The sequence below is a fragment of the Bradyrhizobium guangxiense genome, from assembly GCF_004114915.1.
Classification (GTDB): domain Bacteria; phylum Pseudomonadota; class Alphaproteobacteria; order Rhizobiales; family Xanthobacteraceae; genus Bradyrhizobium; species Bradyrhizobium guangxiense.
Map to the genome: position 1 here is coordinate 6,665,593 of NZ_CP022219.1, position 13,715 is coordinate 6,679,307.

The 13,715-nt window shown below is 64.4% G+C and carries 11 protein-coding genes; 9 read left to right on the forward strand and 2 right to left on the reverse strand.

Features of this window, described 5'->3' with window-relative positions:
* Positions 1-64: 64 nt before the first annotated feature.
* The 5 genes from infB (at position 65) to pnp (ending at position 7,290) form a co-directional block, all read left to right on the forward strand.
* Entirely contained in the window at positions 65-2,773 is a 2,709-nt protein-coding gene (gene infB / locus X268_RS31900; protein WP_128928628.1) for a translation initiation factor IF-2, read from the forward strand.
* Between the two features lie 154 nt (positions 2,774-2,927).
* Entirely contained in the window at positions 2,928-3,362 is a 435-nt protein-coding gene (gene rbfA / locus X268_RS31905) for a 30S ribosome-binding factor RbfA (RefSeq protein ID WP_128928629.1), read from the forward strand.
* On the forward strand, positions 3,359-4,477 hold the full coding sequence (gene truB, locus X268_RS31910) for a tRNA pseudouridine(55) synthase TruB (RefSeq protein WP_164938043.1): 1,119 nt from the start codon (positions 3,359-3,361) through the stop codon (positions 4,475-4,477). Before rbfA ends, truB begins: the two co-directional genes overlap by 4 nt.
* A 2-nt stretch (positions 4,478-4,479) precedes the next feature.
* Positions 4,480-4,749: a 30S ribosomal protein S15 gene (gene rpsO, locus X268_RS31915; RefSeq protein ID WP_128928630.1), complete on the forward strand. Its 270-nt coding sequence runs from the start codon at positions 4,480-4,482 to the stop codon at positions 4,747-4,749.
* A 378-nt stretch (positions 4,750-5,127) separates the two neighbouring features.
* Positions 5,128-7,290 carry a polyribonucleotide nucleotidyltransferase gene (pnp, locus tag X268_RS31920; RefSeq protein ID WP_128928631.1) on the forward strand — a complete coding sequence of 721 codons (2,163 nt, stop codon included), beginning with the start codon at positions 5,128-5,130 and terminating at the stop codon, positions 7,288-7,290.
* Positions 7,291-7,426: 136 nt separating this feature from the next.
* On the opposite strand, the gene katG is transcribed toward pnp, so the two are convergent.
* Positions 7,427-9,592 (reverse strand): catalase/peroxidase HPI, encoded by a 2,166-nt coding sequence (gene katG / locus X268_RS31925; RefSeq protein WP_128928632.1) that lies wholly within the window; start codon positions 9,590-9,592, stop codon positions 7,427-7,429.
* A 114-nt stretch (positions 9,593-9,706) separates the two neighbouring features.
* On the opposite strand from katG, the gene X268_RS31930 reads away from it, so the two are divergent.
* The 4 genes from X268_RS31930 to X268_RS31945 all read left to right on the forward strand — a co-directional run bounded on the left by X268_RS31930 (position 9,707) and on the right by X268_RS31945 (position 12,766).
* Positions 9,707-10,633, forward strand: coding sequence for a hydrogen peroxide-inducible genes activator (locus tag X268_RS31930; protein ID WP_128928633.1), 927 nt, complete (start codon positions 9,707-9,709; stop codon positions 10,631-10,633).
* A gap of 4 nt (positions 10,634-10,637) precedes the next feature.
* Complete coding sequence (locus X268_RS31935; protein ID WP_128928634.1) at positions 10,638-11,105, forward strand: GNAT family N-acetyltransferase; 468 nt, start codon at positions 10,638-10,640, stop codon at positions 11,103-11,105.
* Positions 11,106-11,192: 87 nt separating this feature from the next.
* A complete protein-coding gene (locus X268_RS31940; RefSeq protein WP_128928635.1) occupies positions 11,193-12,026 on the forward strand; it encodes a hypothetical protein in 834 nt (277 codons plus the stop codon).
* A 143-nt stretch (positions 12,027-12,169) separates the two neighbouring features.
* Entirely contained in the window at positions 12,170-12,766 is a 597-nt protein-coding gene (locus X268_RS31945; RefSeq protein ID WP_128928636.1) for a glutathione S-transferase family protein, read from the forward strand.
* 134 nt (positions 12,767-12,900) lie between these two features.
* On the opposite strand, the gene fabI is transcribed toward X268_RS31945, so the two are convergent.
* Positions 12,901-13,701 carry an enoyl-ACP reductase FabI gene (gene fabI / locus X268_RS31950; protein ID WP_128928637.1) on the reverse strand — a complete coding sequence of 267 codons (801 nt, stop codon included), beginning with the start codon at positions 13,699-13,701 and terminating at the stop codon, positions 12,901-12,903.
* Positions 13,702-13,715 lie beyond the last annotated feature (14 nt).

Here is a 13,715-nt window from a genome sequence, read left to right on the forward strand (position 1 = left end):
AAGACGACCCGATAGGACGGTGCGGCAACGCACAACACTGATAAATCAGGATTAGGACTGCTGAATGGTTGATACCAAGACCCCTGACGACAAGAAGCTGAGCGTTCCGAGCAAGACGCTATCGCTCAAGCCGCGCGTCGAAACGGGCACTGTCCGCCAGAGCTTCAGCCATGGCCGCAGCAAGCAGGTCGTGGTCGAGAAGCGCGGCAAGCGCCGCATCGACGGCAGCGCCGAGCCGCAGGCTCCCACGGTTGTTGCGAAGCCCGCACCGGCGGCCCCTGCGCCTGCTCCGTCACGCTCGGCGCCGCCGCGCAACGCCGGCTCCGGCGTCGTGCTGCGCACGCTGACCGAGGACGAACGTTCCGCCCGCGCCAGCGCGCTGGCCGATGCCAAGGTTCGTGAAGTCGAAGAGCGCCGCCAGGCCGAGGAAGAGGCCCAGCGCCGCGCGGTCCGCGAGGCCGCCGAACGCGCCGAGCGCGAACCCGCCGAATCCCGCCGCAAGGCCGAGGAAGAGCGCCACCGTCACGAGGAAGAGGCCAAACGCAAGGCCGAGACCGAAGCCAAGAAGCGCTTCGGCGAGGGCGAGCAACCGCAATCCGCTCCGCGCCCGGCAACTGCAGCCCCGGCCGCTCCCGCGCCGCGTCCCGGCGCGCCCGCAACGCGCCCCGGCGCCGCCCCGACCACGGCACGCCCGGGAACGACCGCGCGTCCCGGAACCACCACGCCGCGGCCGCCGGGCGGCGGCCCGCTGGGTCGCACGCCCGCGATGGCGGCGGGACCGGACGAGGACGATGGTCCGCGTCAGGTCCGTCGCGGCCCCGGCGGCGCCGCGCGTCCTGCGGCAGCCCCCAAGACCACCCATAAGCCCGGCCCGCAGAAGGAGCGCGGCCGCCTGACGGTCGTCACCGCGCTCAATGCCGACGAAGTGCGCGAGCGCTCGATCGCCTCGTTCCGCCGCCGCACCCAGCGCCTGAAGGGCCACGCCTCGAACGAGCCGAAGGAAAAGCTGGTCCGCGAAGTCACGATTCCGGAAGCGATCACGATCCAAGAACTCGCCAACCGCATGTCCGAGCGCGCGGTCGACGTCATCCGCATGCTGATGAAGCAGGGCGCGATGCACAAGATCACCGACGTGATCGACGCCGACACCGCGCAGCTGATCGCCGAAGAACTCGGCCACACCGTCAAGCGCGTTGCCGCGTCCGACGTCGAAGAAGGCCTGTTCGACACCGTCGATGATTCCACCGACACCGAAACCCGGTCGCCGGTCGTCACCGTCATGGGCCACGTCGACCACGGCAAGACCTCGCTGCTCGACGCGCTCCGTCATGCCAACGTCGTCTCCGGCGAAGCCGGCGGCATCACCCAGCATATCGGCGCCTACCAGGTGGTGTCGCCCGAGAGCGGCAAGAAGATCACCTTCATCGACACGCCCGGCCACGCCGCGTTCACCGCGATGCGCGCCCGCGGCGCCAAGGTCACCGACATCGTCGTGCTGGTGGTCGCGGCCGATGACGGCGTGATGCCGCAGACGGTCGAAGCCATCAACCACGCCAAGGCAGCGCGGGTGCCGATCATCGTCGCGATCAACAAGATCGACAAGCCCGACGCCAAGCCCGAACGGGTGCGCACCGAGCTGCTCCAGCACGAGGTGCAGGTGGAATCCTTCGGCGGCGACGTCGTCGACGTCGAAGTGTCCGCCAAGAACAAGACCAATCTCGACAAGCTGCTCGAGATGATCGCGCTCCAGGCCGAAATCCTCGACCTGAAGACCAATTCGGAACGTCCGGCCGAAGGCACCGTGATCGAGGCCAAGCTCGATCGCGGCCGCGGTCCGGTCGCGACCGTGCTGGTCCAGCGCGGCACGCTCCGTGTCGGCGACATCATCGTCGCGGGCGCCGAGATGGGCCGCGTCCGCGCGCTGATTTCGGATCAGGGCGAGACCGTGCAGGAAGCAGGTCCCTCGGTGCCGGTCGAAGTGCTCGGCTTCAACGGTCCGCCGGAAGCCGGCGATCGTCTCGCCGTGGTCGAGAACGAAGCCCGCGCCCGCCAAGTCACCAGCTACCGCGCGCACCAGAAGCGCGAGAACGCGGCAGCCTCGATCTCCGGCATGCGCGGCTCGCTCGAGCAGATGATGTCGCAATTGAAGACGGCGGGCCGCAAGGAATTCCCGCTGATCGTCAAGGCCGACGTGCAGGGCTCGCTGGAAGCGATCCTCGGCTCGCTGGAGAAGCTCGGCACCGACGAAGTCGCCGCCCGCATCCTGCATGCCGGCGTCGGCGGCATCTCGGAATCCGACGTGACGCTCGCGGAAGGCTTCAATGCCGCGATCATCGGCTTCTCGGTTCGTGCCAACAAGGAGGCCGCCGCGGCCGCCAAGCGCAACGGCATCGAGATCCGCTACTACAACATCATCTACGACCTCGTGGACGACGTGAAGAAGGCGATGAGCGGTCTGCTCGCGCCGACCTTGCGCGAAACCATGCTGGGCAATGCCGAGATCCTGGAGATCTTCAACATCTCCAAGGTCGGCAAGGTCGCCGGCTGCCGCGTCACCGACGGCACCGTGGAACGCGGCGCCAATGTGCGCCTGATCCGCGACAACGTCGTCGTGCACGAGGGCAAGCTGTCGACGCTGAAGCGCTTCAAGGACGAAGTGAAGGAAGTCCAGTCCGGTCAGGAATGCGGCATGGCCTTCGAGAACTATCACGACATGCGTGCCGGTGACGTGATCGAGTGTTACCGCGTGGAGACGATCCAGCGCTCCCTGTAAGTCCAAATCTTACCGAAGCGTCCGGATCTTTTTGAACTGAAATTGCGGGAGTGCGATGGCCGGATTTTTCCGGCCATCCACCCCTCTTCGTTTCAACAGGACAAATGACAATGCCCGTGCCCCATGCACGGGCATGACGAGGTGATTTTCGAGAATGCCACGCCATCATCAGAAGAAGAGTTCCGCACCCGGCGGAGGCTCGCAACGCCAGTTGCGCGTCGGCGAGCAGGTTCGCCACGCGATGGCCGATATTCTGGCGCAAGGCAATGTGCATGATGCGGACCTCGAAGGCCACATCATCACCGTGCCGGAGGTACGGATGTCGCCCGACCTGAAGCTCGCGACAGTCTACGTGATGCCGCTTGGTGGCCGCGACACCGAGATCGTCATCGCTGCGCTCGAACGCAACAAGAAGTTCCTGCGCGGCGAGGTCGCGCGGCGCGTTAACCTGAAATTTGCACCCGATATTCGCTTCCGCGTCGACGAACGATTCGACGAAGCGGAACGGATCGAGAAGCTTTTGCGAACACCTGCGGTGCAGAAGGACTTGGACAAGGATCTGGATTCGGATCGGGAAGAAGAGCAATGACGATGGACCCGGCTCACGGCACGATCGGCGACAACGAGGCTGATCAGCGCGACGTGCAGACAAACAACTTTGCGGAGATGGGCGGCAACTCTCAGCCGCATCAGGAGCCGCGCCGCGTCAACAACGATCCGCGCGCCAAACAGCAGAAAGGCGGCCAGGTTCGCCGCGACCGGCGCGACGTCCATGGCTGGGTCGTGCTCGAAAAGCCGATCGGCATGACCTCGACGCAGGCGGTCGCGGTGCTCAAGCGCCTGTTCAATGCCAAGCGCGCGGGACATGCCGGCACGCTCGACCCGCTCGCCTCGGGCGGGCTGCCGATCGCGCTCGGGGAAGCCACCAAGACCGTTCCCTTCGTCATGGACGGCCGCAAGCGCTACCAGTTCACCGTGTGCTGGGGCGAGGAGCGCGACACCGACGACATCGAGGGCCGGGTGACCGCGACCTCCGACCAGCGTCCGACCCGGGAGGCCATCCTGGCCCTGCTGCCCCGTTTCACCGGGGTGATCGAGCAGATCCCGCCGCGCTATTCCGCGATCAAGGTCCAGGGCGAGCGCGCCTATGACCTCGCCCGCGACGGCGAGGTCGTGGAATTGGCCCCCCGCCCGGTCGAGATCCACCATTTAACCCTTGTTAATCAACCAGATAACGACCACGCCGTGTTCGAGGCCGAATGCGGCAAGGGCACCTATGTCCGGGCGCTGGCCCGCGATATGGGCCGGATTCTCGGCACTTATGGCCATATTTGCGCGCTGAGGCGGACCCTGGTCGGCCCATTTGGCGAAAACGACATGATTCCGCTGGATCAGTTGGAGGCTTTGTGCGATAGAGCCGCGTCCGGCGAGGGCAGCCTCGCCGACGCGCTTTTGCCCGTTGAGACCGCGCTGGACGACATCCCGGCACTGGCCGTCACTCGGGCTGATGCGGCAAGGCTCCATCGGGGCCAGGCCGTTTTGTTGCGCGGACGGGATGCGCCCACTTGTAGCGGCACAGTCTATGTCACGGTGGCAGGCCGTCTTTTGGCGCTTGCCGAAGTTGGCAATGGCGAAATCATCCCCAAGCGTGTGTTCAACCTGACCGGCCTGACTGCCAGCCCCGGTCGCAACGAGAGAAATTGACGATGTCGATTGCCGCAGAACGCAAAGCGGAAGTCATCAAGACGAATGCCACCAAGGCCGGCGACACCGGCTCGCCCGAGGTTCAGGTCGCGATCCTGTCGGAACGCATCAACAACCTCACCAACCATTTCAAGACCCACGTGAAGGACAACCATTCGCGTCGCGGCCTCTTGAAGCTGGTCTCGCCCCGCCGCTCGCTCCTCGACTATCTCAAGAAGAAGGACGAGGCGCGGTACAAGGCGCTGCTCGAGAAGCACAATATTCGTCGTTAAGAGTTCCTGCGCGCGCCACCGGCGCGCGTTTTCGCACGTGGTTTCGAACGAAAGCGCTTGTTTTTAAGCTTTTTGATCGAGGTTGCGCGCACGTCGGATGCGAGCCGTTGACGGCCAGCATCCGGGCATGATGAGCGAAGATCGAAGGTTCGGTGTTCGCATTCGTGCCGACTGACAGTCCAGCAGCAATCCGGCGGCTGGGCACAACGGGCAAGGCGCCCGTATGACCCGAAAGGATGGACGCCATCCGAAATCCAAAAACCATGGCAGGATCGCAGGACGCTGATCATCCGCTCCGATCAGCGTCCCGCAATCTTGCGCATGGTTTTTGCTTTTCGGGGTCGTCCCTCTTTCGAGAACCCATGAAAGAAGACCTCTATGTTCAATAAGCATTCAGTCGAGATCGACTGGGGTGGACGCCCGCTCAAGCTTGAAACCGGCAAGATCGCCCGCCAGGCCGACGGCGCCGTCGTCGCCACCTATGGCGAGACCGTTGTGCTTGCTACCGTCGTCGCGGCAAAGGCGCCGCGCGAAGGCGTCGACTTCCTGCCGCTGACCGTCGACTACCAGGAGAAGGCCTACGCTGCCGGCCGCATTCCCGGCGGCTATTTCAAGCGCGAAGGCCGTCCGACCGAAAAGGAGACGCTGGTCTCCCGCCTGATCGACCGTCCGATCCGCCCCTTGTTCGTCGACGGCTGGCGCAACGAGACCCAGGTGATCGTCACCGTGCTGTCGCACGACATGGAGAACGATCCCGATATCGTTGCGATGGTCGCGGCCTCGGCAGCGCTGACGCTGTCCGGCGTGCCCTTCAAGGGCCCGATCGGCGCTGCCCGCGTCGGCTTTGCCAATGACGAATTCGTTCTCAACCCGACGCTGGACGAGATGGTCGACACCCAGCTCGACCTCGTCGTCGCCGGCACCGCCGACGCCGTGCTGATGGTGGAATCGGAAGCCAAGGAGCTGAACGAAGACGTGATGCTCGGCGCGGTGATGTTCGGTCACCGTCACTTCCAGCCTGTCATCAACGCCATCATCGAGCTGGCCGAGAAGGCCGCGAAGGAGCCGCGCGAAGTCACTGTAATCGACAATGCGGCGCTCGAGAAGGAAATGCTCGGTCTGATCGAGCAGGAGCTGCGCGCCGCCTATGCGATCCCGGTCAAGCAGGACCGCTACGCCGCGGTCGGCAAGGCCAAGGAAAAGGTGATGGCCCACTATTTCCCGGAGGGCCAGGAGCCGAAATACGACAAGCTGCGCATCGCTGCCGTGTTCAAGGAGCTCGAGGCCAAGATCGTTCGCTGGAACATCCTCGACACCGGCAAGCGCATCGACGGTCGCGACAGCAAGACCGTGCGCAACATCGTCGCCGAAGTCGGCGTGCTGCCCCGCGCCCACGGCTCGGCGCTGTTCACCCGCGGCGAGACCCAGGCGATGGTCGTGACCACGCTCGGCACCGGCGAGGACGAGCAGTACATCGACGCGCTGTCGGGAACGTACAAGGAGACGTTCCTGCTGCACTACAACTTCCCGCCCTATTCGGTCGGTGAGACCGGTCGCCTCGGCGGCACCAAGCGCCGCGAGATCGGCCACGGCAAGCTCGCCTGGCGCGCGATCCATCCGGTGCTGCCGCCGCATCACGAATTCCCCTACACCACGCGCGTGGTGTCGGAGATCACCGAATCGAACGGCTCGTCCTCGATGGCCTCGGTCTGCGGCGCCTCGCTGGCGCTGATGGATGCCGGCGTGCCGTTGAAGCGGCCGACCGCGGGCATCGCGATGGGCCTGATCCTCGAAGACAAGCGCTTCGCGGTTCTCTCGGACATCCTCGGCGACGAAGACCATCTCGGCGACATGGACTTCAAGGTCGCCGGCACCGAGCAGGGCATCACCTCGCTCCAGATGGACATCAAGATCGAGGGCATCACCGAAGAGATCATGAAGGTGGCGCTGGCTCAGGCCAAGGACGGCCGCATCCATATCCTCGGCGAGATGGCCAAGGCCCTCACCGCCGCGCGCGCCGAGCTCGGCGAATACGCGCCGCGCATCGAGACCTTCAAGATCGCCACCGACAAGATCCGCGAAGTGATCGGCACCGGCGGCAAGGTCATCCGCGAGATCGTCGAGAAGACCGGCGCCAAGGTCAACATCGAGGACGACGGCACCGTGAAGGTCGCCTCCAGCGACGGCGAGGCGATGAAGGCCGCGATCAAGTGGATCAAGTCGATCGCATCCGATCCGGAAGTCGGCCAGATCTATGACGGCACCGTCGTCAAGGTGATGGAGTTCGGCGCCTTCGTGAACTTCTTCGGCTCCAAGGACGGCCTCGTCCACATCAGCCAGCTCGCGGCCAACCGCGTGCAGAAGACCTCCGACGTCGTCAAGGAAGGCGACAAGGTCAAGGTCAAGCTGCTCGGCTTCGACGACCGCGGCAAGACCCGGCTGTCGATGAAGGTGGTCGACCAGACCACCGGCGAAGACCTCGAGGGCAAGGAAAAGGCTGCCGAGGGCGAGAAGGCCCCACGCGAAGCCGCCGGCGAGTAATCGCTTCACGGCATCGGAAACACGAAGGGCGGCCGAGAGGCCGCCCTTTTTGTTAACTCTGGGCGATATGAGCCCTCTCCCGCATCCGCCTTCGCTAAGAAGCTTCGGCGGACAAGAGCGGGAGAGGTAAACCGCCTCACGCCACGATGTCGTAGCGGTCGAGGTTCATCACCTTGGTCCAGGCCTTGGCGAAGTCCTGCACGAACTTCTCCTTGGAGTCCGAGGTGGCATAGACCTCGGCGAAGGCGCGGAGCTGCGAGTGCGCGCCGAAGATCAGGTCGGCGCGTGTGCCGGTCCACTTCACCGCGTTGGTCTTGCGGTCGCGGGCCTCGTAGCTGCCGTCGGCGACCGGCGTCCACTGCGCGCTCATGTCGAGCAGGTTGACGAAGAAGTCGTTGGAGAGCGTTCCCACCTTCGTGGTGAGGACGCCGTGCTTCGACCCGTTCGCATTGGCGCCGAGCACGCGCAGACCGCCGACCAGAACCGTCATCTCCGGGCCGGTGAGCCTGAGCAACTGGGCGCGATCGACCAGCGCTTCCTCCTGCTGCAGGAACTGATGCTTCTTGCCGACATAGTTGCGGAAGCCATCGGCCCGCGGCTCGAGCGGAGCGAACGACTCAGCGTCCGTCTGCTCCTGTGAAGCATCCATGCGGCCCGGCGTGAAACCGACCTTGACGTCGACGCCGGCATCCTTCGCAGCCTTCTCGACTGCGGCGGTGCCGCCGAGCACGATCAGGTCCGCGAGCGAGACCTTCTTGGCGCCCGAGGAGGCGTTGAAGTCCTTCTGGATCGCTTCGAGCTTGCCCAGCACCTTGGCGAGCTGAGCCGGCTGGTTCACCTCCCAGTCCTTCTGCGGGGCGAGGCGGATGCGCGCGCCATTGGCGCCGCCGCGCTTGTCCGAACCGCGGAACGTCGAGGCCGACGCCCAGGCGGTCGAGACCAGCTCGGAGACCGACAGGCCCGAAGCCAGGATCTTGGTCTTCAGTGCGGCGATGTCCTGATCGCTGACCAGCTCGTGATTCACGGCCGGGATCGGATCCTGCCAGATCAGCGTCTCCTTCGGCACCAGCGGGCCGAGATAGCGCTGGATCGGACCCATGTCGCGATGAGTGAGCTTGAACCAGGCGCGGGCGAAGGCGTCAGCGAACTGACCGGGATTCTCGAGGAAACGACGCGAGATCTTCTCGTAGGCCGGATCGAAGCGCAGCGAGAGGTCGGTCGTCAGCATCGTCGGCCGATGCTTCTTCGACTTGTCGAAGGCATCGGGAATGATCGCGTCGGCGCCCTTGGCCGTCCACTGGTTCGCACCGCCCGGGCTCTTCGTCAGCTCCCATTCGTACTTGAACAGGTTCTCGAAGAAGTTGTTGCTCCACTTCGTCGGCGTCGTGGTCCAGGTCACTTCGAGACCGCTGGTGATGGAATCCCCCGCCAGACCCGACGCGTGCTTGCTCTTCCAGCCGAGGCCCTGATCTTCCAGCGCGCCCGCTTCCGGCTCCGGTCCGACCAGCGAAGGATCGCCAGCACCATGGGTCTTGCCGAAGGTGTGGCCGCCGGCGATCAGCGCGACGGTTTCCTCGTCGTTCATCGCCATGCGGGCGAACGTCTCGCGGATGTCCTTGGCCGCGGCCACCGGATCCGGCTTGCCGTTCGGGCCTTCCGGGTTGACGTAGATGAGGCCCATCTGCACGGCGCCGAGCGGCTCGGCGAGCTGGCGCTCGCCGCTGTAGCGCTCATCGCCCAGCCAGGTGCCCTCGGGGCCCCAATAGAGCTCTTCCGGCTCCCAGACGTCGGCGCGGCCACCGGCGAAACCGAAGGTCTTGAAGCCCATCGATTCCAGCGCGACGTTGCCGGCGAGCACCATCAGATCGGCCCAGGAAATCTTGCGGCCGTACTTCTGCTTGATCGGCCACAGCAGGCGGCGGGCCTTGTCGAGATTGGCATTGTCGGGCCAGCTGTTGAGCGGCGCGAAGCGCTGCTGTCCGGCACCGGCGCCACCGCGGCCGTCGGTGATGCGGTAGGTGCCCGCGCTGTGCCAGGCCATGCGGATCATGAGGCCGCCGTAGTGACCGAAGTCAGCGGGCCACCATTCCTGCGAATCGGTCATCAGGGCGGTCAGGTCCTTGATGACCGCGTTGAGATCGAGCGACTTGAATTCCTTGGCGTAGTCGAAGTCCTTGCCCATGGGATCGGACAGGGCGGAATTCTTGTGCAGCACCTCGATGTTGAGCTGCGTCGGCCACCAGTCGCGGTTCACGCGCGTGGGTTTTCCGCCCGAAAACGGGCACTTCGAAGAGTCGTCCATGAATACCTCCTCTGGTGGCGTCGAACTCGCGCCTTTGACCAGGTAGAACCACTCTAAGCCTCACGTTCGATCAGGTGAAGTTGACTTTAATGATCGCTGCAATAAGATTTCCTGATGCTGAACGTCACGCTGCGCCAGCTCCGGTATTTCGATGCGCTGGCCCGTCACGGCCATTTCGGCCGCGCGGCCGAGGCCTGCTCCATCTCGCAGCCGGCTTTGTCGATGCAGATCAAGGAGTTGGAGGAAGCGCTGGGCGGCCTGCTGCTGGAGCGCAGCGCGCGCCAAGTGGCGCTGACGCGGTTCGGCGAGGAACTCGCCCAGCGCGTCCGCGACATTTTGCGCTCGGTCGATGAACTCGGCGATTTCGCCCGCGCCTCGCAGGACCGCTTCGCGGGCCGCTTACGCATCGGCATGATCCCAACCATCGCGCCCTATCTCCTGCCGAAGATCACCAAGAATCTCACGCGCATGCACCCCGAGCTCGACATCCGCGTGCGCGAGACCATGACGCCGCGGCTGATCCAGGAGCTGGTGGAAGGGCGGCTCGACACCGCCATCGTGGCCCTGCCGGTGTCCGAGCCGTCGCTCACCGAGGTCGCCCTGTTCGAGGAGAAATTCCTGCTGGTGCGGCCGGGCGCGGACGAGGGCACACCGGTGCCGTCGCGCGAGATGATGCGCGAGATGCGGCTGTTGCTGCTGGAAGAGGGACACTGCTTCCGCGATCAGGCGCTGTCGTTCTGCAACATGCAGTCGGCGCCGCCGCGCGAGATGCTGGATGCCAATTCGCTGTCGACGCTGGTGCAGATGGTCAGCGCCGGCATCGGCGTCACCTTGATCCCGGAGATGGCGGTGCCGGTGGAGACGCGCTCCGCCTCGGTTTCGCTGGCGCGCTTCCGCGCCCCCGAGCCGTCGCGCACCATCGGCATGGTCTGGCGCAAGACCAGCCCGCTGGCGCGCCAGCTGCTGCAGATCTCCGAAGTGGTGTGCCTGTCGGCCGGCAAGGTGCGCGCGCGGCCATCCGTGCGCAGCCAGCGGGCTTGACCAGATGTCGAATCCCATCATCCGCCCCGCTCGCCCGGAGGAGTACGACGAGATCGGCCGAGTCTGGATGGAAAGCTGGGTCTCCACCGGTCTCGGCGAGGCCAGCGACTTCCTGCTGGCCAATTTGCGTGCACGCATAAGACGCGAGATCGCGGACGGCTGGAGTCTGTTCGTCGCCGACGATCACGGCGCGATCGCTGCGATGCTGGCGCTGCATCTGCCGAGGCTCTATCTCGACATGCTGTTCGTCGCGCCCGCCTATCAGGGCCAATCGCTCGGCCGGCAATTGCTCGCCTTCACCCGCACGCAGATGCCGGACGAGATGTACCTGCGCTGCGTCCGCGAGAACGAAAAGGCCTGGCGCTGGTACCAGCGCGAAGGCTTTGTGTTCGAGAAGGAGGAGGTCGAGCCGTCGAACGAGTTCGTGATGAAATATTACCGGTGGAAGCAACAGCGGCCAACGGATAGGTAGCGGCACGCGGGTGCAGCTTGCGGTTGTTACCGTGCTAATCTAGGGTGGCGTGATCGATATTCTCCCGCTGCTGATGCCCTGGAATCCATGATTCGATTTGCTGCTCCCGCGATCGTTTTGCTGTCTTCTCTAGCTCTGGCAGCAGCTCAAACTCCTCCTGCGATCACCGCGCCACCCACGCCTCCCTCAAAGCCGACCGTCAAGAAAGCGGCGCCGAAGCCGAAAGCTGCGGCAATCAAACCGACCGAGCAGATGAACGGCGGTCCGTGCCGTCTCGGCGTAATCTCGGCAATCGGCGAGCATTACTCCGTACAGAAGTTCGGCGTCACAATCTTCGAGGCGGAAGCAAAAGAGGTCCCGATCGACTGGGGCCTGGATGATCTCGTTTTTGCGCGCGTGCGCGCGGCAACGAACAACGATCCCTCGATACGCAGGATCGCTTATCCCAAGGGCGCCTTCGATCCCTTCTATCATGCGAAGGCGATCTTCATCCCGGACCCCAAAGAGACTCTGCCGGTGATCGTGAAGGGGTTCACCCCGAATGCAAATTGCGATCGCTATCTCGTCGCAACCACTTTCAAGACGAAGCTGCCGAACTCGAACATGACGCTGAACGGCATCGGCACCTACAACCAGGGGCTCGGCAGCTTGATTCGGCACTCACACCTTTTCGCCAATGTTGCGATCACGCTGATTGACGGCCGCAGCTACGAACAGATCAAGCGTCCCCTTACAGATATCGGCGCGAGCCTCGCCACAAGCATGCGTCTGTTTGAAGACCCGATCACGAAGCTGGACAATTCGCTTTTCCCAGATCCGCCCGAGACAGCTTCGACCAACGCGGCGTTGCGCGAGAGAACGCGTGCGCTCGTCTTAGAAAGGCTCGACCGGAGCCTCCCCGGCTATCTAAAGGAAGAGTAACGCGCTCGATTCGCAGAACTCGTTCGAGTGACCCAGATGTCGCTCGCTGAACGCTGTCTCCGCCTAGGCGTTGTGCGTTGCGGATTCAAAGCAAACAAGCAATGAATGGGCCTTGTCTCTTACACCTGTCGAAGGTCCGCACCATGATCAAGCTCTATTGGTCGCCCCGCTCGCGCTCGTTCTCGACGCTCTGGCTGATGGAGGAGAGCAACCTGCCCTATGAGCGCGTGCTGACCGACATCTCGACCGGCGCGCAGAAAGCGCCGGACTATCTGAAGATCAACCCGATGGGCAAGGTGCCGGCGCTCAGCGACGGCGAAGCTGCGCTCGGTGAAGCCGCGGCGATCTGCGCCTACATTGCCGATCGCTACCCGGAGACGAAGCTCGCGCCCGCGGTGACCGATCCGCGCCGGGCGCGCTATCTGCAATGGCTGTTCTTTTCGCCGGGCTGTATCGAGCCCGCCATCATCCAGATCTTCACCAAGATCGAGATCCCGACCTCGACCGCGGCCTGGGGTAGCGCGACGCAGGTGTTCGACGTGCTGGAGGCCGCGCTCGCCAAGGGGCCGTGGATTCTCGGCGAGGAGTTTTCGGCCGCCGACATCACGATCGGCTCGGGCCTGAATTTCGCGGTGCGGCTGTTTAAGATGGTGCCGTCGCGCCCAGCCTTCGATGCTTATCTGGCGCGCTGCATCGCGCGCCCGGCGTTCCAGCGCGCGGAGAAGATCGCCGCGGGGTAGACAAACTCAGGATTTGCAAGGACGGGCAAAGCGACTTGTCCGCCGTAGCTCGAAGAGCGAAGGCGGAAGCGTGCCCGATTAGTGAGAGATGGTGGGCACATCGCTTACGTTCCCTTTGCCCATCCTACGGCGTCCTACTCCGTAGCCTTCAAATCGTCCGGCCGCGGCATCAGGACGATGTTGTAGCCGGAATCGACGTAATGAATCTCGCCGGTCACGCCGCCGGAGAGATCCGACAACAGATACAGCGCCGAGCCGCCGAGATCGTCGAGCGTGACGCCGCGGCGCAGCGGCGAATGCTTCTGCATGAAGGCGAACATCGCGCGCGCCTCGCCGATGCCCGAGCCGGCAAGCGTGCGGATGGGCCCTGCGGAGATCGCGTTGACGCGGATGCCGCGCGGCCCGAAATCGGAGGCGAGATAGCGCACCGAGGCTTCCAGCGCGGCCTTGGCGACGCCCATCACATTGTAGTTCGGCATCGCGCGCTCGGAGGCGCCGAAGGTCAGCGTGATCATGCTGCCGCCCTCGGTCATCAGCTCGGCCGCGCGCTTCGCGATTTCCGTGAACGAGAAGCAGGAGATCACCATGGTGCGCGAAAAATTCTCGCGGCTGGTGTCGGCGTAGCGGCCCTTAAGCTCGTTCTTGTCGGCAAAACCGATGGCGTGGATGACGAAGTCGAGCTTGCCCCATTTTTCGCGCAAAACGGCGAAGGTGGCATCGACGCTGGCGATATCCTCGACGTCGCAAGGCAGCACCAGATCGACACCAAGCTGGTCCGCCAGCGGCTTGACCCGCTTGCCCAAGGCCTCGCCCTGGAAGGTGAAGGCAAGCTCCGCGCCGTGGGCGTGCAGCGTCTTGGCCATGCCCCAGGCGATTGAATGATCATTGGCGATGCCCATGATCAGACCGCGCTTGCCTTGCATCAGTCCTTCCATTGCCTCGTAACTCC